General features: G+C 62.7%; 23 protein-coding genes and 3 tRNA genes. 12 read left to right on the top strand and 14 right to left on the bottom strand.

The features are described 5' to 3' along the window. On the bottom strand, window positions 1-1146 hold the full coding sequence (locus NCS00_RS04080) for an exonuclease domain-containing protein (protein WP_008350920.1): 1146 nt from the start codon (window positions 1144-1146) through the stop codon (window positions 1-3). A gap of 1241 nt (window positions 1147-2387) precedes the next feature. On the opposite strand from NCS00_RS04080, the gene NCS00_RS04075 reads away from it, so the two are divergent. Next, the gene (locus tag NCS00_RS04075) at window positions 2388-3530 is read left to right on the top strand and encodes a porin (protein WP_008350922.1); all 1143 of its coding nucleotides are present in this window, start codon (window positions 2388-2390) and stop codon (window positions 3528-3530) included. A gap of 71 nt (window positions 3531-3601) precedes the next feature. Here NCS00_RS04075 and greB read toward each other — a convergent pair whose 3' ends face one another. Further along, window positions 3602-4153, bottom strand: coding sequence for a transcription elongation factor GreB (gene greB / locus NCS00_RS04070; RefSeq protein ID WP_250439260.1), 552 nt, complete (start codon window positions 4151-4153; stop codon window positions 3602-3604). Between the two features lie 172 nt (window positions 4154-4325). Here greB and NCS00_RS04065 point away from each other — a divergent pair. Together NCS00_RS04065 and NCS00_RS04060 are read left to right on the top strand one after the other, a co-directional pair. Further along, window positions 4326-4402: transfer RNA gene (locus NCS00_RS04065), tRNA-Arg, on the top strand. 87 nt (window positions 4403-4489) lie between these two features. After that, window positions 4490-4566, top strand: a tRNA-Arg gene (locus tag NCS00_RS04060). Between the two features lie 61 nt (window positions 4567-4627). Here NCS00_RS04060 and NCS00_RS04055 read toward each other — a convergent pair. The 5 genes from NCS00_RS04055 to NCS00_RS04035 all read right to left on the bottom strand — a co-directional run bounded on the left by NCS00_RS04055 (window position 4628) and on the right by NCS00_RS04035 (window position 9558). After that, complete coding sequence (locus tag NCS00_RS04055) at window positions 4628-5119, bottom strand: phage protein NinX family protein (protein ID WP_008350926.1); 492 nt, start codon at window positions 5117-5119, stop codon at window positions 4628-4630. Window positions 5120-5181: 62 nt separating this feature from the next. After that, on the bottom strand, window positions 5182-7578 hold the full coding sequence (locus NCS00_RS04050) for a RelA/SpoT family protein (protein ID WP_008350928.1): 2397 nt from the start codon (window positions 7576-7578) through the stop codon (window positions 5182-5184). Between the two features lie 72 nt (window positions 7579-7650). Further along, the gene (gene rpoZ, locus NCS00_RS04045) at window positions 7651-7854 is read right to left on the bottom strand and encodes a DNA-directed RNA polymerase subunit omega (RefSeq protein ID WP_006999799.1); all 204 of its coding nucleotides are present in this window, start codon (window positions 7852-7854) and stop codon (window positions 7651-7653) included. Between the two features lie 69 nt (window positions 7855-7923). Then, window positions 7924-8598 carry a guanylate kinase gene (gmk, locus tag NCS00_RS04040; protein ID WP_008350937.1) on the bottom strand — a complete coding sequence of 225 codons (675 nt, stop codon included), beginning with the start codon at window positions 8596-8598 and terminating at the stop codon, window positions 7924-7926. A gap of 9 nt (window positions 8599-8607) precedes the next feature. After that, window positions 8608-9558: a YicC/YloC family endoribonuclease gene (locus NCS00_RS04035; RefSeq protein ID WP_008350939.1), complete on the bottom strand. Its 951-nt coding sequence runs from the start codon at window positions 9556-9558 to the stop codon at window positions 8608-8610. Window positions 9559-9802: 244 nt separating this feature from the next. Between NCS00_RS04035 and rph the strand changes: the two genes are divergently transcribed. The 6 genes from rph to NCS00_RS04005 all read left to right on the top strand — a co-directional run bounded on the left by rph (window position 9803) and on the right by NCS00_RS04005 (window position 14421). Then, window positions 9803-10561: a ribonuclease PH gene (rph, locus tag NCS00_RS04030; RefSeq protein ID WP_008350941.1), complete on the top strand. Its 759-nt coding sequence runs from the start codon at window positions 9803-9805 to the stop codon at window positions 10559-10561. After that, the gene (gene rdgB / locus NCS00_RS04025) at window positions 10554-11171 is read left to right on the top strand and encodes an RdgB/HAM1 family non-canonical purine NTP pyrophosphatase (RefSeq protein ID WP_008350944.1); all 618 of its coding nucleotides are present in this window, start codon (window positions 10554-10556) and stop codon (window positions 11169-11171) included. The genes rph and rdgB overlap by 8 nt, the downstream gene beginning before the upstream one ends. Beyond that, window positions 11168-12391 (top strand): radical SAM family heme chaperone HemW, encoded by a 1224-nt coding sequence (gene hemW, locus NCS00_RS04020; RefSeq protein ID WP_250439258.1) that lies wholly within the window; start codon window positions 11168-11170, stop codon window positions 12389-12391. Before rdgB ends, hemW begins: the two co-directional genes overlap by 4 nt. Window positions 12392-12402: 11 nt before the next feature. Then, window positions 12403-13611: an MFS transporter gene (locus tag NCS00_RS04015; RefSeq protein ID WP_250439507.1), complete on the top strand. Its 1209-nt coding sequence runs from the start codon at window positions 12403-12405 to the stop codon at window positions 13609-13611. Between the two features lie 45 nt (window positions 13612-13656). Further along, window positions 13657-13746: transfer RNA gene (locus NCS00_RS04010), tRNA-Ser, on the top strand. A 357-nt stretch (window positions 13747-14103) separates the two neighbouring features. After that, on the top strand, window positions 14104-14421 hold the full coding sequence (locus tag NCS00_RS04005) for a hypothetical protein (protein WP_034471367.1): 318 nt from the start codon (window positions 14104-14106) through the stop codon (window positions 14419-14421). Between the two features lie 14 nt (window positions 14422-14435). On the opposite strand, the gene NCS00_RS04000 is transcribed toward NCS00_RS04005, so the two are convergent. Further along, window positions 14436-14606, bottom strand: coding sequence for a hypothetical protein (locus NCS00_RS04000; RefSeq protein WP_175981760.1), 171 nt, complete (start codon window positions 14604-14606; stop codon window positions 14436-14438). A gap of 78 nt (window positions 14607-14684) precedes the next feature. After that, window positions 14685-14843: a hypothetical protein gene (locus NCS00_RS03995; protein ID WP_008350949.1), complete on the bottom strand. Its 159-nt coding sequence runs from the start codon at window positions 14841-14843 to the stop codon at window positions 14685-14687. Between the two features lie 140 nt (window positions 14844-14983). Here NCS00_RS03995 and NCS00_RS03990 point away from each other — a divergent pair, with 140 nt between their 5' ends. Together NCS00_RS03990 and NCS00_RS03985 are read left to right on the top strand one after the other, a co-directional pair. After that, entirely contained in the window at window positions 14984-15463 is a 480-nt protein-coding gene (locus NCS00_RS03990) for a TonB family protein (protein ID WP_250439255.1), read from the top strand. Between the two features lie 302 nt (window positions 15464-15765). After that, window positions 15766-17070, top strand: a complete 1305-nt coding sequence (locus NCS00_RS03985) for an MFS transporter (RefSeq protein WP_034471371.1) — start codon at window positions 15766-15768, stop codon at window positions 17068-17070. Window positions 17071-17091: 21 nt separating this feature from the next. On the opposite strand, the gene NCS00_RS03980 is transcribed toward NCS00_RS03985, so the two are convergent. Beyond that, window positions 17092-18276, bottom strand: a complete 1185-nt coding sequence (locus NCS00_RS03980) for an OpgC domain-containing protein (RefSeq protein WP_244807794.1) — start codon at window positions 18274-18276, stop codon at window positions 17092-17094. A 260-nt stretch (window positions 18277-18536) separates the two neighbouring features. Here NCS00_RS03980 and NCS00_RS03975 point away from each other — a divergent pair, with 260 nt between their 5' ends. Continuing rightward, on the top strand, window positions 18537-18716 hold the full coding sequence (locus tag NCS00_RS03975; protein ID WP_034471375.1) for a hypothetical protein: 180 nt from the start codon (window positions 18537-18539) through the stop codon (window positions 18714-18716). 352 nt (window positions 18717-19068) lie between these two features. On the opposite strand, the gene minE is transcribed toward NCS00_RS03975, so the two are convergent. The 4 genes from minE to NCS00_RS03955 form a co-directional block, all read right to left on the bottom strand. Further along, complete coding sequence (gene minE / locus NCS00_RS03970) at window positions 19069-19323, bottom strand: cell division topological specificity factor MinE (protein WP_008350955.1); 255 nt, start codon at window positions 19321-19323, stop codon at window positions 19069-19071. Between the two features lie 9 nt (window positions 19324-19332). Further along, a complete protein-coding gene (gene minD, locus NCS00_RS03965) occupies window positions 19333-20148 on the bottom strand; it encodes a septum site-determining protein MinD (protein ID WP_008350957.1) in 816 nt (271 codons plus the stop codon). A gap of 88 nt (window positions 20149-20236) precedes the next feature. Beyond that, complete coding sequence (gene minC / locus NCS00_RS03960; RefSeq protein ID WP_008350959.1) at window positions 20237-21004, bottom strand: septum site-determining protein MinC; 768 nt, start codon at window positions 21002-21004, stop codon at window positions 20237-20239. 154 nt (window positions 21005-21158) lie between these two features. Beyond that, window positions 21159-21683: a GNAT family N-acetyltransferase gene (locus NCS00_RS03955; protein WP_008350962.1), complete on the bottom strand. Its 525-nt coding sequence runs from the start codon at window positions 21681-21683 to the stop codon at window positions 21159-21161. Between the last annotated feature and the right edge of the window lie 113 nt (window positions 21684-21796).

Here is a 21796-nt window from a genome sequence, read left to right as displayed (position 1 = left end):
TCAGATGGCGGACGCGAGCGTTGCGGCGACAAGCGGTGTCGCGACGAGACCGCGCGCGAGACGCTCGCTTAGAATTCGATAAGTGGACAGCTCGAACGCGGGAGAATCCGCGCTTGCGCGCAGCGCGCCGGCTTCCTCGAGCGTGCCGGCCGTGCCGAGATAGCGCCAGTTGTCGATGACATGCCACGCGCGTTGCCCCGATGCCGCATCGCACTCTTCGATCGCGATAGCACCCGCATACGGCCAAGGCGCGCCGCGAACGTCGCCGGAACGCGACTTCGGCGCGCGGTTGTGCGCTGGACGCGCGCTCGCGATCCATTGCGCCTCGGCCAGCAATGCCCCGATTTCGCCGCCCGTCGCCTTCCATTCGAGACGACGCACCAGCGCGGCGAGACGCAGATCCTTCGCCGAGCGCCGCGGGCCGACGAGATGCGAACGCACACGCTGACGCAAGCGCACGCTGCGGCCAGCGTAGAGCGGCGCGTCGTCGTCGCCATAAAACATGTAGACGCCGCAGCCCGAAACGATCTGCTCGATCGTGTCCTCGTCGATGTGCGCGGCGAGCTGGAACCGGCGCGTCACGCGTTCGAGATGCGTGCGCATCACATCCGGCGCATGCGCGCGATGCAGGTGCTGCCAGAATTGCCACAGCAAATCGGCATCGGCGAGCGCACGATGCCGCGCCGCCGGCACGAGCGCGTGGCGCGCGACGAGCGCATCGAGACCGTGACGGCTTTCCGCCGGATAAACGGCACGGGAAAGCTGTACCGTGCACAGCACGTCGGGCGCGAAGCGAAGGTCCACGCGCCGGAATTCGTCCTTCAGAAAGCTGTGGTCGAAGTGTGCGTTGTGCGCAATGAAAAGGCGGCCCTTCATGCGGTCGAGCAAGCCGGACGCCAGCTGCTCGAACGTCGGAGCCTCGCGCACCATTGCATCGGTGATGCCCGTCAACTGTTGCACGAACGAAGGAATCGGCCGCTGCGGATTGACGAGCGATGTCCACTGCGACACGCCCGCCGGCCCGACTTCGACAACGCCGATCTCGGTGATTCGGTCCACGCCGAATGTGCCGCCGGTCGTTTCGAGATCGACGAAGACGATGGGTTCGGAGGGATAAGCGTAGCTTGCGGACGGATCGGGATGCATCGTGAACGGCGAGAGACGGCGGGATGCGCCTTGGATGGAGCGAATGCTGGATTGCCCATTCTAACGCAGCCGGAAGCGGCGGACTTTTACCGGAACAGTCGGTGGGCGGGACGAGTCGGCTTTTTTGGCTAGTTTTTGCTTCAGTTAAAACCACACCATTTTGATAGTTTCCCATTAAGCCGATGCTGAATTTAACGCATCGCAATGGCGGATAACCCTTAAAAGCATTTCCGGATTATCAAGGATAAGAGTTTGCGGCCGTCGCGGCTCGCTGAGCCGCAGGAAGGCGAACCTTGCGAGGCTTGGGCGAGGGCCGTTGCGCCGCGCTCGCCCGTGGCTGCCGCCCGCCAGCGTCCATTTAGGGCGCTGACCGTTTTCTCGCTTAGTTAATCGGTCCGGATTAAATGAAAATAGCGCAAGCACGGTTTATCGGCGAAAAAGAACGCGATGCAACGCGGCTTCTCCTATACCGAACGATATTAAGACTTTAGTGCCTCCTGGGCTGCACAGAGCATTATATTAATCGTCAGCGCCTTTCGTCTTGCCCGATTCTCCGACATTAACCGACGTGCAAACTAAGTCGCAACTTAAATGTAATGAAACAAATCGGCGATGATTCCGCTCGACCGATTCGAGCAATGATGCCAAACGCTCGTCGCGTCTTCCTTATTGCGCGCAGCCGCCGCTCAAAAGCTTTCGCGACGCGGACGCGAACCCAAGTCCCACAAGGCTCCGGGCAAAAAAAAGCGCGACCGGGAAGTCGCGCTGACAAAGTTTGGAGATCTTTTTCCGTCAACGAAAAAGTCTGCTTCGGAAAGCAGAGACGACAGTATAACGATGCGGCCCGCATTCATTACCCGCAAAAGCAGCAAACTTCTGTTTCAAATATCTCAACAATCGAATTTCCAGAAGTTTCCCGTTGTTTTCTTGCGGCAATCGTGTCGCGCATGCGCAACGTCATTTGGTTGACACCGCATGTCTTACGACTTTATTCGCGGATAAACCCTTGTATATAAACAAAAATACGCGTTCCATCGATCATTGCCGCATCCACAATGATTTATTGTGGAAATTGGAACGCCTTGCGCTGTAACACCGTCTTTACACTTCGTCTGGTCCGGAAACAAATGTGTCGGTGACGCCGATCCATTGCTCCTCCGCCCGCGCCTCTCGCAGCGCGCCGGAGCGAGGTTTCCTCAAAGCCTGGGTCCCCGGCCCTATCTGCTCTCGGAGTTACAAAGATGAAAAAGACTCTCATGGTCGCCGCCCTGTCGGGCGTTTTTGCTACCGCCGCCCATGCGCAAAGCAGCGTCACGCTGTACGGCCTGATCGATGCGGGCATCACCTACACGAACAACCAGCAAGGCCACAGCAACTGGAAGGCGACGAGCGGTTCGGTCAACGGCAGCCGTTGGGGCCTGCGCGGTTCGGAAGACCTCGGTGGCGGCTTGAAGGCGATCTTCACGTTGGAAAACGGCTTCAACATCATGAACGGCACGAACGGCCAGGGCGGTCGTGAGTTCGGCCGTCAGGCGTTCGTTGGTCTGTCGAGCAACCAGTTCGGCTCGATCACGCTCGGCCGTCAATATGACTCCGTGGTCGACTTCCTCGGGCCTCTGGCTCTGACGGGCACGCAATACGGCGGCACGCAGTTCGCTCACCCGTTCGACAACGACAACCTCGACAACACGTTCCGCGTCAACAACTCGGTCAAGTACACGAGCGCGAACTACGCTGGCTTCAAGATGGGCGCGATGTACGGCTTCTCGAACGAAGCCGGCGGTTTCGCGGATAACCGTGCGTACAGCGTCGGCGCGTCGTACAACTACGGCCCGTTGAACGTTGCTGCAGCGTACATGCAACTGAACAACGTCGGCTCGCCGACGAACAACACGGCCGGTGCGGTCACGACCGACAACACGCCTTTCGTCGCTTCGCGTCAGCGCATCTTCGGCGGCGGCATCAACTACGCGTTCGGCCCGGCAACCGTCGGCTTCGTGTTCACGCAGACGATGCTCGACAACGCGACGCAGCTGACGAACGTCGGCTCGCAAGGCGCTGGCAACATCGCGCTGAACGGCGACAGCATGCGCTTCACGAACTACGAAGTGAACGGCCGCTACAACCTGACGCCGGCTCTGTCGATCGCAGGTGCGTACACGTACACGGATAGCCGTATCGAAGGCGAAAAGCCGAAGTTCCACCAGTTCAGCCTGCAAACGGCGTATGCGCTGTCGAAGCGCACCGACGTGTACCTGCAAGGCGAATACCAGCACATGACCGACCAGGACGGCCTGCCGGTCGGCGCGGTGATCAACGGCGTTGGTATGTCGTCGAACGGCAACCAGGTTTCGGCGACGGTCGGCATGCGTCACCGCTTCTAAGCTTCACAAGCAGTCCCGCTGTAGAAAAGCCGCTCTTCGGAGCGGCTTTTTTTTCGTCGTTGCGCGTCGCTTCAGCGTGGATATCGGACGTCCAGGATGTCGATCTGCTGAATGCCTGCAGGCGTGTGCAACGGCACCGTATCGCCGATCTTCGCCTTTAGCAGCGCGCGCGCGACCGGCGAGATCCAGCTCACGTAGCCGCGATCCAGATCGACTTCGTCGACGCCGACGATCGTCACCGTCTTCACGTCGCCGTCGTCGCCCGCGTAGTCCACCGTCGCGCCGAAGAACACCTGATCGACATTCTCCTGCTTGCTGCTGTCCACCACTTCCGCGAGATCCAGGCGCTTGCCCAGGAAGCGGATGCGCCGGTCGATCTCGCGCAGCCGCCGCTTGCCGTAGATGTAGTCGCCGTTTTCCGAGCGATCGCCGTTCGAAGCGGCCCACGAAACGAGCCTGACGACTTCCGGGCGCTCCGTATCGAGAAGCTGCAGCAACTCGTCACGCAGCCGCTGATGGCCTTGAGGCGTGATGTAGTTCTTCGTGCCCGCCGGGACGTCGGGCTGGCCGACTTCGAGGTCGTCGTCGGTGTCGTCCGACTCTTTGACAAATGCCTTGTTCATGATGCCGCTCGTTGCCGATTGATGTCGAATTCCGGGATGTACTTGCTTTCGAAACATCAACTTACCACGTCGAGGCCATCTTTCGTCGGAGGCGCATCGACCGAAAATTCGAAATTCTGGCCAAAACCCCTTCCTTTTCAGAATAGGCTTGGCTATAATTCCGCTTCTGCGTGCGGCTGTAGCTCAGTTGGATAGAGTACTTGGCTACGAACCAAGGGGTCGTGGGTTCGAATCCTGCCAGCCGCGCCACCTTTTCGGATGTTCTCGCTCTGACGAGGTCATCAAGCGCTTAACCATTAGCGCGTTGAAGTAACATAGTGTTGTACCGTTTTGCGTGCGGCTGTAGCTCAGTTGGATAGAGTACTTGGCTACGAACCAAGGGGTCGTGGGTTCGAATCCTGCCAGCCGCGCCATCTTTCGAAGGGCCTTCCAGACGGAAGGCCCTTTTTGTTTGTCCCGACCGTAGCGCGCAATCTACTGTCGCGGCACCGAGCCGATATCGCCGATACCCAGGTCCGGCCTCGGCACATCCTCCACCGAAGCCACCGCGCTCGACTCCCCGATCGCCTCAGCCCGCGCGCCGAGCAGCGTCTGAGAACGGCGCGGGAATTCGTCGTCGACGGCATCGCCGAAAGCATGCCGCACGAACGCCCGCAGCAAGGCGATGCGTAGCGACGCGCCGCGCCCTTCCACGGGTTTGCCGTCCTTGCCGAACGTGACGGTGCAGACCACTTCCCCGCGCCCGTGATCGTGCATCTCGAGCTTGCAGGCGCGCTCCAGAACCACGGCCGCTGCATCCCATGACGTCGATGGCAGGAAACGCCCGTCCCAGGGCTTGCCGCGATCGTTGCCGCGAATGGACAGCGTCTCGCCGCTATCGGTGAAGTGGATTTCCCGGATGAATTCGTGCAGCCCGCGCGCGACCCAATAGTCGAGCGTGGCGCCTTCGAGATCGGATGTGTTCATTACGGCGCTCTCTCCTGTTCGTCGAACGACGACAGGCATGCACGCCGCATACCCGCGCCGCGTCAGTAGTCGGCGCGCTCGCGGTCGATGCGCATGCCGCCGTCCTGATTGCGGTGATGCGGTTCGTCGCTCGGACGCTCGCGCGCGATGCGCATCACGTCCGGATTGGTGCGCACGCGGCGCATGACGTTCGCCAGATGCACGCGGTCGCTCACCTGGATCACGAAGCGCAGCAGCTTCGCTTCCTGCGACACGTCTTCGTCCATCGCGATATGCACGATGTTCGCGTCCGCCGACGTGATGTCCGCCGCGACGCGCGCGAACACGCCCTTCGTGTTCTTCACGAGCACCTTGACGGCGACGTCGAACAGACGGCCCGGCTGCGGCGCCCACGCGACGTCGATCCAGCGGCCCGGATCGCGCCGATGGATGCGCTGCGCCACGCGGCATTCGGTCGTATGGATGGCCATGCCGAGTCCGATGCCGATATAGCCCATGATGTCGTCGCCCGGAATCGGTCGGCAGCACGGTGACAGTTGCACCGACATGCCTTCCGTACCCGTGATGACGACCGGCGGCGCGGTATTCGTGTTGTGATGCTCGCGATGCGGGTGATCTTCGTCATCGGCGATGCCGTTCATCAGCACCTCGATGCGCTTGGCCATGACCGCCGCCACGCGCCGGCCGAGACCGATATCGGCGAAGATTTCCTGACGCGTCTTGTTGCCGGTCCAAAGCACGAGCTTTTCCCATACTTCCGGCGTGACGTCGGATAGCGCGAGACCGTAACCCTTGAGACTTTGATCGACGAGCCGCTCGCCCAACTGGACCGACTCGTTCAGTCGCATCGTCTTCAGATAGTGACGGATGGCCGAGCGCGCCTTGCCGGTGCGCACGAAGCCGAGCCACGCGGGATTCGGCTTCGAGTACGGTGCGGTGATCACCTCGACGATGTCACCGCTCTTCAACTCCGTGCGAAGCGGCAGCAGTTCGTTGTTGATCTTCACCGCGACGCACTGGTTGCCCAGGTCGCTGTGAATCGAATACGCGAAGTCGAGCGCCGTCGCGCCGCGCGGCAGCGGCATGATCTTCGACTTCGGCGTGAACACGTAGACGGCGTCCGGGAACAGGTCGATCTTGACGTGTTCGAGGAACTCGCTCGAGTCGCCCGCCTCGCTCTGAATGTCCAGCAGCGACTTGAGCCATTGATGCGCGCGCTTCTGCACGTCGTTCAGATCGGCGCCGCCGTTCTTGTAGAGCCAATGCGCCGCGACGCCCGCCTCGGCGATCTCGTGCATCTTGCGCGTGCGGATCTGGAACTCGATCGGCGCGCCGAACGGGCCGACCAGCGTCGTGTGCAAGGATTGATAGCCGTTCACCTTCGGAATGGCGATGTAGTCCTTGAATTTGCCCGGCACGGGCTTGTAGAGCGCATGCAGCGCGCCGATGCACGTATAGCATTCGAGCGCGCCCTCGACGACGACCCGAAAGCCGTACACATCGAGCACCTGCGAGAACGACAACTGCTTGTCGCGCATCTTCTTGTAGATGCTGTAGATCGTTTTTTCGCGGCCGGTGACTTCCGCGTTGATCTTCGCATCCGCGATGGTGCGCTGCACCGCTTCGAGAATCTTGCCGACCACTTCGCGCCGGTTGCCGCGCGCCGCTTTCACCGCTTTTTCGAGCGTCGCGTAACGATTCGGATTGAAGTTCGCGAACGACAAATCCTGCAACTCGCGATACGTATTGTTCAGACCGAGCCGATGCGCGATCGGCGCATAGATGTCCAGCGTCTCGCGCGCGACGCGCCTGCGCTTTTCCGGCGGCACCGCGCCGAGCGTGCGCATGTTGTGCAGCCGGTCCGCGAGCTTGACGAGAATGACGCGCACGTCGCGCGCCATCGCGAGCAGCATCTTGCGGAAGTTTTCCGCCTGCGCTTCCTCGCGATTGCGGAATTCCATCTTGTCCAGCTTGGACAAGCCGTCGACCAGTTCCGCGACCTTGGCGCCGAAGCGCTCCGCGATTTCGGTCTTGGTCACGCCCTGGTCTTCGATCACGTCATGCAGCAGCGCCGCCATGATCGATTGCGCATCGAGCTTCCAGCCCGCGCAAATTTCCGCGACCGCGACCGGATGCGTGATGTACGGCTCGCCGCTCTGCCGATACTGGCCGAGGTGCGCTTCGTCGCTGAAGTGGAAAGCCGCCTTGACTTCCTTGATCTCTTCCGGAGTGATGTAGCTCGCGAGCGCGTTCGTGAGTTTCGCGATGGAAACGACGTCGTGCTTGCGCGGCTGCTCCGGCGTGGCGGTCGGCCCGAACAGATGGCGGAAGGATTGTTCGAGAACCGCGTCGATGTACTTGCGCGCCGCGTGCGGCTTTTCGGCATCGAGCATCGAGTCGGCGTCGACTTCGATATCGGGATCCACGGCGGTGGAGATGGGCAACGGTGTCTGACTCATCTTCCCCTCCGTGGTGACGTGACGCGCTGGGTTGTCGGTTGCAAAAAATGAAACCGTGTGGAACTGCGGCCCTTAGACGGGCACCTTCTTCAACATTTCGATGCCAACCTGGCCCGCGGCGATCTCGCGCAGCGCGACGACGGTCGGCTTGTCGCGGCTTTCGATCTTCGGCGTGTGGCCTTGTGCGAGCTGGCGCGCGCGATACGTTGCCGCAAGCGCGAGCTCGAAGCGATTCGGGATTTGTTTCAGGCAGTCTTCGACAGTGATGCGGGCCATGTTTGTTTCCTTCGGAATATGGGTTTTATTCTACCTTATGTGACCGATCGACCCGGCCACTGCAATGCGTCACGCTTGCGGCGTGGAGTGGATGCCGAGGTCCACGAAAAGCTGCGTGTTGCGTGCGTATTGCGACGTGAAGCGCAGGCGCGTCGCGGCGACGAGACAGCGCAGTTCGTTAAGCGCGCGATCGAAGTTCTCGTTGATGACGACATACTCCGCTTCCGATGCATGCGCCATCTCGCTGCCGGCCGCGAGCAGACGCCGCACGATCACTTTTTCGGAATCCTGGCCACGTTTCTTGAGGCGGTCTTCGAGCGCATCGAGCGACGGCGGCAGAATGAAAATCTCCACCGCATTGCGGAACTGCTTCTTCACCTGCTGCGCGCCCTGCCAGTCGATTTCCAGCAGCACGTCATGGCCCTGCTTCATCTGCTCCGCGATCCACAGCTTCGATGTCGCGTAGTAGTTGCCGTGCACTTCGGCGCTTTCGAGAAACTCGCCCTTGTCGCGCCGCTCCATGAATTCATCGACGGACACGAAGTGATACTGCACGCCATTGGTTTCCTTCGAGCGCGCCTCGCGCGTCGTGTACGAAACCGACAGCAGAATGTCCTTGTCCTCGGCGAGCAGCGCGTTCACGAGCGTGGACTTGCCCGCGCCCGAGGGCGCTACGACCATGAACAGGTTGCCCGGATAGATGCCCGTGTAATGGCTGTGCGAGCGATGCGTGGTATTCGGCATGATGTTGCGTTACTCCAGATTCTGTACTTGCTCGCGCATCTGCTCGATGAGCAGTTTCAGCGTCATCGATGCGTCGGCGAGTTCCTTCGCGGCGGCCTTCGAGCCGAGCGTGTTCGCTTCGCGGTTGAGCTCCTGCATCATGAAGTCGAGACGCTTGCCGACCTTGCCGCCCTTTTGCAGCACATGGCGCGTTTCGTTCAGATGCGCGGTGAGACGCTGCAATTCTTCCGCGATGTCGATGCGAATGCCGTACATCGTCACTTCCTGGCGGATACGCTCGGCGATTTCCTCGCGCGGCACGCTCGTCGTGACCGCGCCGCCGCCTTCGGTCGTCGCGATGCCGAGCGCGTCCTGCAGCCGCTCGACAATTTTCTGCTGATGCTTCGCGATGAGTTCCGGCACGAGCGGCGTGATGCGCGCGACGATCGTTTCCATCTCCGTCACGTTGTCGATCAGCACTTTGCCGAGCGCCGCGCCTTCGCGCGCCCGGACTTCGATGAGATCGGCGATCGCCTGCTTGCCGCACGCGAGCACGGCCTCACGCAGCGTTTCCTGCGACACCGAGCTTTCCGCGAGCACGCCGGGCCAGCGCAGGATTTCGCCGGTACGCATGCGCTCGGCGTCGGGGAAGATATCGAGCACGGCGCGTTCGAGCGCGGCGAGCTGCGTGAGCGCGTCGCGATTGAGCGCGCCCGCGTTTGCCGTCTGCTCGACGCGATTCAGGTTGATGCGGATATCGACCTTGCCGCGCGAGAGCTTGGTCATCAGCATTTCGCGCAATTGCGGCTCGGTCGCGCGCACGTCTTCGGGCATGCGGAAGTTCAGGTCGAGAAAGCGCGAATTCACCGTGCGCAATTCCACCGATACACCGACGCCCGAACCGCCCGCGCCATTGGGTCCCGCGCCATCCGCGACGACTTCGCGCGTCGCGCTGGCATAGCCTGTCATGCTGTAGATCATGGTACGTCTCGCGATAGAGAGCCTTCGTTGCGAAGACCCATTCGATACGAAACGCCCGGCGCTGTCGAAAGTGCCTGTGAGTGGCCTGCGTTGGGCCGCCGGGCGAGGAACCCGCATTATCCCATTTTTACCGCGAAAGCCGCCCGGACGGCGGACCGGCGCGCATGGCGCACGCGCAACGCCTGAAAGTGAATGACGATAAAATCGCTGGGTTTGCTGGTTCCACACTCTTCTTCCGACATCCATGACCGACTCTCCCCTGCTCAAGCCTTCTCCCCCGCGTCCGAGCGGCCGCCGTGCGAATCAGCTGCGCGACGTACGCATCACGCGGCATTACACGAAGCACGCGGAAGGCTCGGTGCTCGTCGAATTCGGCGATACCAAGGTGATCTGCACGGCGAGCATCGCCGAGCGCGTGCCCGAGTTTCTGCGCGGCCGGGAGCAAGGCTGGCTCACCGCGGAATACGGCATGCTGCCGCGCGCGACGCACACGCGCAGCGACCGCGAAGCCGCGCGCGGCAAGCAGACGGGCCGCACGCAGGAGATTCAGCGGCTGATCGGCCGCGCATTGCGCTCGGTGTTCGATCTGGACGCGCTCGGCGCGCGCACGCTGCATATCGATTGCGACGTCATTCAGGCCGATGGCGGCACGCGCACGGCGAGCATCACGGGCGCGTTCGTCGCCGCGCACGATGCGGTCGGCAAACTGCTCGCGTCGGGCAGGATCGCGAAGTCGCCGGTGAAGGATTTCGTCGCGGCGATTTCGGTCGGCATCTTCGCAGGCTCGCCCGTGCTCGATCTCGACTACGACGAAGACTCGCAATGCGATACCGACATGAACGTCGTGATGACGGGCGCGGGCGGCTTCGTCGAAGTGCAGGGCACGGCGGAAGGCGCGCCCTTCACGCGCGACGAGATGAACGAGCTGATCGCGCTCGCCGACAGCGGCATCAAGGCGCTGATCCTGAAGCAGAAGGAAGCACTGGGGATTCGCGGTGTCTGACGTCAATGGTCTTGGGCGCGTCGTGCTCGCATCGAACAATGCGGGCAAGCTGCGCGAATTCGCATCGCTGCTGGATGCGGCGGGCATCGAACTGATCGCGCAGGGCGAACTCGGCGTGCCCGAAGCGCCCGAACCGCACCCGACCTTCGTCGAGAACGCGCTGGCGAAGGCGCGGCACGCCGCGACGTTCACCGGCCTGCCCGCGCTCGCCGACGATTCCGGCCTTTGCGTGCGCGCGCTCAACGGCGCGCCGGGCGTGTATTCGGCGCGCTATGCGTCGATGAGCGGCGGCGCCAAAAGCGATGCCGCGAACAACGCGAAGCTCGTCGCCGACCTCGCTCAGCACACGGATCGCCGCGCTTACTACTTCTGCGTGCTCGTGCTCGTGCGTCACGCGGACGATCCCGAGCCGCTCATCGCGGAAGGCCGCTGGCATGGCGAAGTGATCGATGCGCCGCGCGGCGCAAATGGCTTCGGATACGATCCGCACTTCTTCCTGCCGACGCTCGATGCGACCGCCGCCGAACTCGATCCCGCGCGCAAGAACGCGCTCAGCCATCGCGCGCTCGCGTTGCGCGAGTTGCTGCAACGACTGAAGGAACTTGCGTGAGCGCCGGACCGAAGACGATCAACATCGTGCAGGCGTTCACGTCGCCGGGAAGCATCCGGCTGGCGTCGCTGCCGCCGCTTTCGCTGTACGTGCATTTCCCGTGGTGCGTGCGCAAGTGTCCGTACTGCGACTTCAACTCGCACGAGTGGAAGGACGACACGTTTCCCGAAGAACGTTATCTCGATGCCCTGCGCGCCGATCTCGAAAGCGCGCTGCCGCTCGTGTGGGGACGGCAGGTGCATACGATTTTCATCGGCGGCGGCACGCCATCGCTGTTATCGGCGAAAGGGCTGGACCGCCTTCTCTCCGATGCGCGCGCGCTGCTGCCCATCGATGCCGACGCCGAAATCACGCTCGAAGCCAATCCCGGCACGTTCGAGGCGGCCAAGTTCGCGTCGTTTCGCGCGAGCGGCGTGAATCGTTTGTCGATCGGCATTCAGAGTTTCAACGAGGCGCATTTGAAGGCGCTCGGCCGCATTCACGATGCGATGCAGGCGAAAAATGCCGTCGAGATCGCCGCGAAGCACTTCGACAACTTCAATCTCGATCTGATGTTCGCGCTGCCGCAGCAATCGCTCGACGAGTGCAAACACGATATCGAGACGGCCATCTCGTTCGCGCCGCCGCATCTGTCGCTGTATCACCTGACGATGGAGCCGAACACGGTCTTCGCCAAATACCCGCCCGCGCTCCCCGACGACGACGCTTCCGCCGACATGCAGGACTGGATCCACGAGCGCACGCGCGAGGCCGGTTACGCGCGCTACGAAGTGTCGGCGTATGCGAAGCCGCATCGTCAGAGCAGGCATAACCTGAACTACTGGCGCTTCGGCGATTACCTCGGCATCGGCGCGGGCGCGCATACGAAGCTGTCGTTTCCGTCCAAAATTCTGCGTCAGGCGCGCTTCAAGCATCCTTCGAGCTATATGGATCACGCGCTTTCGCCGGCCGAAACCGCGATCCAGGAAGAACGCGAAGTCGGTCCGCGCGATCTGCCGTTCGAGTTCATGCTGAACACGCTTAGGCTCGTCGAAGGCTTTCCGGTGCATTCGTTCGTCGAGCGCACGGGACTGGCGCTGTCCGCGATCGAGCCGGCGCTCGCCGAAGCGGAAAAACGCGGGCTCATCACGCGCGACATCGAACGCATTGCGCCGACCGAACTCGGCCAACGCTTTCTCAACGATCTCCAGGAACTGTTCTTGAAGGATCCGCACAATTGAGCGCGCCGACGATGGCGCCGAACTCGGTGATGCGGCATCGCCCGTTCGCGCTTTTCTGGAGCGCTCGGGTGATGTCGTCGGTGGCGTTTCAGATGATGTCGGTCGCGATCGGATGGCAGGTTTATTCGATCACGCATAGCGCCTACGCGCTCGGTCTCGTCGGCCTCGCGCAATTCCTGCCGATGTTCGTGCTGACGCTCGTCGTCGGGCACGCTGCGGACCGTTACGACAGACGCGTGATCGCGTACGTGTGCCAGTCGATCGAGGGCATCGCCGCGCTCGTGCTGTGTCTCGGCGCGTGGCACGGCTGGCACGATGTCGCGCCGATCTACGCGATCGCCGCCGTGACGGGTGCGGCGCGCGCGTTCGAATCGCCGTCGATGGCCGCGCTCTTGCCCAATCTCGTCGCCCGCAATCAGTTGCAGCATGCGAGCGCGTGGTCGACGTCGGCGAATCAGACGGCGCAGATCCTGGGTCCCGCGATGGGCGGCGTGCTCTACGGGTTCGGCGCGCTGACCGTGTACGGCGCGGTGAGCGTCGCGTTTCTCGTCGCGGCGTGCGCCGTGGCCGCGATCAGAATCGACGAAGCCGTGCGTATGCGCGCGCCGCTCTCGTTCGAAGCGCTCTTTTCGGGTATCGGTTTCATTCGCAGCAAGCCGGTGATTCTGGGCGCGCTGTCGCTCGATCTTTTCGCCGTGTTGCTCGGCGGCGCGACCGCGCTCCTGCCGGTCTACGCGCGCGACATCCTGCATACCGGACCGTGGGGACTCGGCGTTCTGCGCGCGGCGCCCGCGGCCGGCGCGCTGGCCGGATCGATCTGGCTCGCGCATTTTCCGCTGCGGCAGCGCGCGGGCAATGCGCTGTTCGGCGGGGTGATCGCGTTCGGAATCGCGACGATCGTCTTCGGACTGTCGCGCAATATCTACGTGTCGCTGATTGCGCTGGCGGCGCTGGGCGCGTCGGATGTGATCAGCGTCGTCGTGCGGATGTCGCTCGTGCAGTTGCAGACGCCCGACGAAATGCGCGGACGCGTCGGCGCGATCAATTCGCTGTTCATCGGCACGTCGAATCAGCTCGGCGAGTTCGAATCGGGGATGACGGCGGGACTGCTCGGCGCGGTGCCGGCGGTGCTGATCGGCGGAATCGGCACGATTGTCGTCGCGCTGTTGTGGATGCGCCTTTTTCCCGCGCTCAAGGCGACGAAATCGCTCGAAGGATGAGCGTTCCTGCGCGGCTGCGAGTTGCGCTACAATACGCGCCTTGCTGGAGGTGTGGCCGAGCGGTTTAAGGCACCGGTCTTGAAAACCGGCGAAGGAGCGATCCTTCCGTGAGTTCGAATCTCACCGCCTCCGCCAGATCAAATCAAGCCTCGTAAGTTCAAACGCTTACGGGGCTTTGTCTTTTGCCGCTCCGTTTTCGCGACGCGCTCGAACGCGCCAAGGCTGGCCCGTTGCTTCGCTATCCTGAACCATCAATTTCAGACAAAACGCCTATCCGACGTCTCCGGAGCCACGTATCTTCCCTTCTGCCTCCTTCCGAGTTCCCCCCATGCTCGATTCGAAGGAGGTCTTCAATGGGAAAGGTTGGACTTGGGCCTCGCACTCGCGAGGCTTTTTTTCGTCCGATGCCACGCCCCGACAGACAATCGACGTGAACACTACGGCCATAACGCCATCTAACCGCCTCATCGATCACAACGCGGAGAGTCGCCCATGAAGTCAGGCCGCATCATGCCCATCCTCGTCGGCTGCATCGCCGCCGTGAGCCTGTCGGCGCATGCCCAGCCTCAGCCAAACGCGCAATGGCGCGCGACCGAAACAACGCTCTTCGACCTGATTCAAAACGGATATGGGATCGTCGCGGTAACGAGCGTGGCCGCGCGCAACTCCGGCCTTCCCGAAGACACCTACGTGCTTCAGAAAAACAATAGCCTCTACCGCTGCGTGGAAACGCGCGCGGCCGAAACCGGCGCGGTCAGATCTGCCGCGCCGATGCGCTGCGCCGAACTCGTCAAGCCCTACACCGAATAATCGAAACCGAACGCTCAATTGTCATCGGATCTGACGGGCGGCCGGACGTGCGGAACCGGCTCCGCCTTCGCAGCGTCCTGTTTGGGCGCGGCGCGTTGCGATTCGCTCTTCGAATGCGCCGCGGAAGCCGGTTGCTGCTTCGTTGCGGGCGCGCCCGACGGTGCAGGATCGTTCTTGCGTGTCATGGCATTCTCCCGAAATCCGGGGACATCCCCTTTCCACATTAGCACCGCGCCGCCGATACCGCACACGCCATGCACGACTCAGCCGACCGGCGCCTCGCCCTCACCCGACTGCTTGCCCGGCCTGTCGTTCGGACCTTGCTTGCGGTTGTCGTCATCGCGCTCGGGCAGCTTGCTTTTCTCGTTGTCGCTGTGCTCGGCCGTCTTTCCGTCTTCCGGACGGTTGGTCTCGCTGTTCATGGCGCCCTCCTTAAAGTGCTTTCGAATGAAAGCATCGGCAGCAAACTGCGCGCCTGAATGCGTCCGGGCGCACGAATTCGGTTCGCTGACGGCCTTTGCAGCGACTACCATTTAAGTAACGTCATCCCGCCATTGTTGCGATGTCCGCGTCACGTTTTCGCCGTACCGCCGCCGCGCTCGTCCTTGCGTCGGCGATGAGCGCCTGCACGATCACCCCGCCCCCCAGCGTCGTGGCTGCGCGCGCGCCCGCGCCGGCCGTCTCCGGTCAAACGCTCGACGAGTACAAGGCGCGCATCGCGCAGCGCATCTTCGAGCGCAATCCGTCGCTCGTGCTGAAGGGCACGCCGCAAGCGATGCTGCGCTCGTTCGTGCTCGTGTCGTTTACGGTGGATCGCGGCGGGCGGCTCGTCGAATCGTCGGTGTATCGCACCAACGGCGATGATGAAGCCGAAGCCACCGCGCTCGCCTCGCTGCGCCGCGCATCGCCGCTGCCCGCGCCGCCCCCGCGCCTTTTGAACGGCAACGGCCAACTGGAGCTTTTCGAAGGCTGGATGTTCAACGACAACGGCCAGTTCCAGCTACAGACGTCCCATTCGCCGCAAGCCACGACCATCGATTGATTGGCGCTCGGCCGGCACGCTCGTTATAATTTTTTGCACCCCGGCCGGACCCGCTTCCGGCGTGGCCTGCGCCTCGCGCTCACCCCGCGCGTCCGGCGCAGCGCCCGCGCGCAGCCGAACTGCGCCGCGACACCGCGCGCCACTCACGCGCCGTCCAACCCTGGCTTTCCCGCCATTCATCGCAATCCCTACAAAAAGCTGACGCGCGCCGGACGACGACATCGTTCGTCATTCCGATCGCTCTTGCCCGGCGATGCGCGCGACAATGCTTCGCACCAAGGCAACACGACAACGGAGACAACATGGCCTCACCCTCGCTTTCCGCCGCAAAGCCCGGCGACGGATCCCAAAGCGCTTCCCGCGTGATTTTCGCGAGCTTCATCGGCACCGCGATCGAGTTCTACGACTTCTATGTCTACGCGACCGCCGCCGCGCTCGTCATCGGACCGGTGTTCTTTCCGCACGACTCGCCCGCCGCGCAGGCGCTCTCGGCGTTCGTCACCTTCGGCATCGCGTTCTTCGCGCGGCCTATCGGCTCGTTCATCTTCGGACACTTCGGCGATCGCATCGGCCGCAAATCGACGCTCGTCGCCTCGCTGCTCGTGATGGGCCTCTCGACGACGCTCATCGGCTTCGTGCCCGGCTACGATTCGATCGGCAGCGCGGCCCCGATCCTCCTGTGCATCCTGCGGTTCGGCCAAGGCATTGGGCTGGGCGGCGAATGGGGCGGCGCGGCGCTGCTCGCGACCGAATACGCACCGAAGGGCAAACGCGGTCTCTTCGGCATGTTTCCGCAGCTCGGGCCGTCGATCGGCTTTCTCGCGTCGAACGGTCTGTTCTTCGGTCTCGCGCTCTCGCTCTCCGATGAGCAATTCCGCAGCTGGGGCTGGCGCGTGCCGTTCATCGTGAGCGCGGTGCTGGTCGCGCTCGGCCTGTACGTGCGCCTGAAGATCGCGGAAACGCCGGCGTTCCGCGCGGCCGTCGAGCGCGAAGAACGCGTCAAGGTGCCGGTCGCGACGCTGCTCGGGCGCCATCTCGTGCCGACGCTGCTCGGCGCGTTCGCGATGGTCGTCTGCTACACGCTCTTCTATATCTCGACGGTGTTTTCGCTGTCGTACGGCGTGGCCAAACTGCATTTCGCGCGCGAGACCTTCCTCGGCCTTCTGTGCCTCGCCGTGGTGTTCATGGCGCTCGCCACGCCGATCTCCGCGATCGCGAGCGACCGTTTCGGACGCAAGCCGGTGCTGATCGTCGGCTGTCTGCTGGCGATCCTCTCCGGCTTCGCGATGGCTCCGCTCCTCGGCAGCGGCGACACGATCCAGGTCGCGCTCTTCCTGACGATCGAGCTCTTCCTGATGGGCGTCACGTTCGCACCGATGGGCGCGCTCCTGCCCGAGCTCTTCCCGACCAACGTGCGTTACACGGGCGCGGGCGTCGCGTACAACCTCGGCGGGATTCTGGGCGCATCGGTGGCGCCGTACATCGCGCAATTGCTCGCCAATCGCGGCGGGCTCGCGTGGGTCGGCGGATATGTGTCGGCGGCTGCGGCGGTGAGTTTGATCGCCGTGCTGTGTATGCGCGAGACGCGCCACATCACGCTGGAGTAAGCACGAGAGAAACCGGCGCGCTCAGCGATCGCGCCGGTTCGTGGCGTGCGCCGGGACCGGCCTGCCCTCGATGACGGGCATACGCGGCGCCGGCCGCTCGACGCTCTTCGCACGCGCCGCTTTCGCCGCCTTCCGATCCGCCCAGAAGCGCGCGAGCGCAAGCAGGCCGACGATGGCGATGCCATCGGCGATCAGCCCCAGAATCCAGTGCGACGGATACCGCCCGAGCCCGAGCACGCCCATCGCGCGCAGCGCCGAATCGAGCACGAGCGACACGCATGTGCCCGCGATGAAGCACACGAGCCCCTGCTGGCCGATCGTGACGACGCCCGGCAGCCTGCGTGCGAGCTTGCCGACCCAGCCCGCATACACGCCGCGCGCGACGATCCACGCGATGGCGGCGAAGCTCACGATGCGCAGCGTCGCGAGATTCTGCTTCATGTATCCCGGCGGCGCCTGCGTTTCGAGGAAGAGCTTGGCGAACGCGAAGGTCAGCGCCAGCGCGATCGCCCCGGCGGTCAGCCAGCGCGCGAATCGGCCGGCGTGGAATTCGTCGCTGATCGGCTGCACGCGCGCGAGCACGCCGGTCATGAACATCAACTGCCACGCGAACGGATTGAACGACCACGCTTCGCCGTATGTGCCCGGCAGGAAGCGCAGCAGCGGCATGGCCGCGAGCCACACAAGCAGGCTGCCGAAAATGGCGATGACGGGTTTCTTCTGCGCGAGCGGCACGATCGCCGGGACTGCGAGCGCGAACACCGAATACATCGGCAAAACCGCCGACAGATACGGCTGCTGACGCAACAGCACGATATCGACCGCAAGGCCGAACGGCCGCATGAGAAAGTTCGGCCACTCGGTGTACTGGACCATCGGCGTGTCGACTTGAAGCGCCATCAGGATCGCGCCGCCGACCAGCATCAGAAACGCCGTGAACAGATACGCGCGATAAATTTCCCAACTGCGTTTGAAAAAGCGTCGGCGGGCGGCTGAATCGCTACGGCGAGTCGCAAGCGCCGTATAAGCCGCCGCCGACGCATAACCTCCGAGAAACACGAAAACTTCGGCGGAATCGCAAAACGCATACTGGTGCAGCGTAAAGCGCGATAGCACGCTTCCCGTTATATGGTCGACCGCGATAATGAGCAGCACGATTCCTCGAAAGAAATCGACTTCGAGAGAACGTGTCGTCGGGGAAGTCATCTGGCGAATGCTCCACGGACCTGCGGTTTCGGCGCGCCGCCGGACGGGCTGGCGCACATACGCGGTTTGTACCTGCTCCGAAAGGAAAATTCCCTTAATCAACGAGTATTTAAATTAACACTCGGTGCCAGTCGGCAAGCTGGCGGCAAAATGACTTTTTTGTCCGCTTTCCAGTAAATGTGCCGCTGCCTATACTCGAAAGAAGTTCGACAAAAACGATGCGCGGAAAACTTGCGCCGCGAACCAGAAGGAGGCCGGGCATGCGTATTCATGTTGAGAGCGCTCATCTCGTCGCGATGATCGCCATCGCGCTTTCGACCGCGTTGCTGCTCGCGATCAAGTTCCGACCGGCGACATGGCGAGGCGTGCTCGTCGAAGCCGTCATCGCGAATGTCGGCGCGATCCTGGCCGTGCTCGCCTTCGAAGTGCTGACCGCCTGAGCCGCGCGCGCCGGCATCAGACGCCGGACCTACAGAAAAATTTCAAATCGGTTGAACTTTCCCCCGCGCGGGCACTCTGAGCAGGTAATGCCGTTCGTCGGATCGCTCGTCGAACCTAACGCACGGCTCTCATCTCCTCTCCGCTCCTGCTTATGGCGGGAGCGTTTCTTGGGCGCCCGGCGAAAGCCTCGCGCCTGTTCTTTTTTCTGGCCCCGGAAAACGCTGATCGACCGCGCATCGGCGGCGTCGACATGACACGCGCAAACGATAACGCGCCAAGCAAAAGAGCCAGAATCCCGAGACTCTGGCTCTTTCGATAAACGCGGCGCGCAAGCACGCGCCGCACGCGGCATCACGCCTGCGGAATTTCGATCTTCACTTCCAGCACTTCGAGATCGTCCTGACGTTCGAGGCTGACTCGAATATCGTCATCGGAAATCTTCACGTACTTCGAAATCACGGCAACCAGTTCCCGTTGCAACGCCGGCAGATAATCGGCGGCGGCTTTGCCACCCGCGCGCTCGTGCGCAATGATCAACTGCAAGCGTTCCTTCGCGACCGTAGCGGACTTCTTCTTCTCGCCCAGCAAAAACGAAAGAATCGACATTGCGTCCCCTTACTTGGTGCCGAAGATGCGTTGCAGCAAACCGGGCTTCTGATAATCGGTGAAGCGCAGCGCCTTTTCCTCGCCGAGGAATCGCGACACCACGTCCTTGTACGATTCCGCGACATCCGTGCCATCGAGATGCACGGCCGGCAAACCCTGGTTCGATGCGTGCAGCACCGCTTCCGATTCCGGAATCACGCCGATCAGATCGATGCGCAGGATTTCCTGGATGTCGGAGAGCGACAGCATTTCGCCCTCGCTTACGCGCTTCGGGTTGTAGCGCGTGATGAGCAGATGTTCCTTGACCGGTTCCTTGCCTTCGATCGCGCGCTTGGTCTTCGACGACAGAATGCCCAGAATGCGGTCCGAATCGCGCACGGACGACACTTCCGGATTCGTCACGATGAGCGCTTCGTCGGCGAAGTGCATTGCCATCAGCGCGCCGGATTCGATGCCCGCCGGCGAATCGCAGACGATGTACTCGAAGTCCATCTTGATCAGCTCGTTGATGACCTTCTCGACGCCTTCGAGAGTCAGCGCGTCTTTATCGCGCGTTTGCGATGCCGGCAGGATGTAGAGGTTCTCGCACTTCTTGTCCTTGATGAGCGCCTGATGCAGATTCGCTTCGCCCTGGATGACGTTGATCAGGTCGTACACGACGCGGCGTTCGCAACCCATGATGAGGTCGAGATTGCGCAGACCGACGTCGAAGTCGATCACGGCCGTCTTGTGGCCGCGCAATGCGAGCGCCGATGCGAAGCTCGCGCTGGTGGTCGTCTTGCCGACGCCGCCCTTTCCCGAAGTCACCACAATGATTTTTGCCATACAAGTACCTTGTGTTCGTCAATAAGTCCGCTTGCGTTGCCTGCGAGCGCGCGCCAAGGGCATCGGGCGCGCGAATCGATGCAACCCGTCAGGTCAGACGCAGCGGTTCGATCATCAGTTTTTCTTCGTTCAGCCAGATCTGCACCGGCTTGCTGAGCACGTCGGCCGGCAGCGGGTTCTCGGTCGTCCGATAGATGCCCGCGATGGAGATGAGTTCCGGCTCGAGACAGGTGCAGAAGATGCGCGCGTCGAGATTGCCGTGCACGCCCGCGAGCGCGCGGCCTCGCAACGGCGCATAGATATGGATATTGCCTTCGGCGATCACTTCGGCCCCGTACGACACGAGCCCGAGGACGATGAGATCGCCCTTCGCATAGACCTGCTGCCCCGAGCGCAGCGGACGATCGATGATGGTCGCCGGCGCCGGCAGCGCGGGCGGCGGCGGCGTGTTCGCGACCGCGGCTTCGATCACCGCGGCAGCTTCGGTGTTGGGCTTCGCTTCGTCGACGGAGGGCTTGGGCGCGCCGCGCCGGTCACGTGCTTCGAGAACAGGCAGGCCGCCCGCGTTCGCCCATTGAATCGCCCACGTCTGCTCGGGCAGCGCAACGATGCCGATCGGACGCATGCGGACGTCTCTCAGCACCTTTTCCAGATCGGCAAGCGCGACACGTTCGCCTTCGGCGAGACGGCGCACGTCGATGGCGACGACATCGCCTGCGAAAAATTCGGGAGTCGCTTCGAAGCGCCGCGTGAGTTCAGTGCGCAGGGCATCGAGGTCGGGAGTCTTGACGACGAAGAGAAGCGTGTCGACGGAGCCGCTGCGCAGTTCGAAGAAGGGCGTTTTGTTGAGCGACATAAGAACGGCCAAAAATTTTGCGTATTTTACAGGCGTTGTCGCACACGGCCATAATTTTTAGGACCGATTTCAGCTATCGGAAACGAGAAGTGCGTGCGACGAACGCGCACGACGAACATGCGTGAAGCGAAGACGAAGCCGAAGCGGAGGCGCCTCAGTCGTCCTCTTCGGGATGCATGTGGCGCACGAAGAGCGACTCGGCTTCTTGCTCGTGAGACGGCATCGCGCGACGATCGCCGGTGGGACCGAAGCCGAGGCGCTCGTAGAAGCGCACCGCAGTGCGGTTCTCCTCGGATATCCACGCATGCACCTCTGCGACGCCTTGCTGCGCGAGCCATCGCGACGCGACGTTCACGAGCAGTTCGCCGCCACGCAGATGCCGCACGGCCGGCGCGACCCACAGCGCGCTCACGAATGCGCGCTCGTTCGGCGCCTCTTCGATGTACGCGTGCACGAGACCGCAAGGATGGCCTTCGGTGTAGAGCAGAAACGTCGCGAGCCGGGGCGAACTCGCATGCAGCGACGCGGTGTCGTCGAACGACGACGGATCGACGAGCAGCGCATCTTCCAGCGTTTCGCCGAATGCGTATGGCGCTTCGCGCAGCGATGCCGTGCGAAGCTCGCGCAAGACCGAACCTTGTTGCGCGGCGATGCGGCTGACGGTCAGTGAGGGACTCATGCGGGCGCTCATGCGGACAATTTCTCTCTGGCTTTCAGGCGGGATACGCGTGCGGCTCTGTCGGCCGGTCCGGCGCTCGGGCCATCGGCATAGCTTCAACCGAACGGGCGAAC

Origin of the sequence: Caballeronia sp. AZ1_KS37 (genome assembly GCF_023631165.1) — a bacterium.
GTDB lineage: Bacteria > Pseudomonadota > Gammaproteobacteria > Burkholderiales > Burkholderiaceae > Caballeronia > Caballeronia zhejiangensis.
Note: the sequence above shows the minus strand (reverse complement) of the source record. Positions and strands in the feature narration are given on the sequence as shown.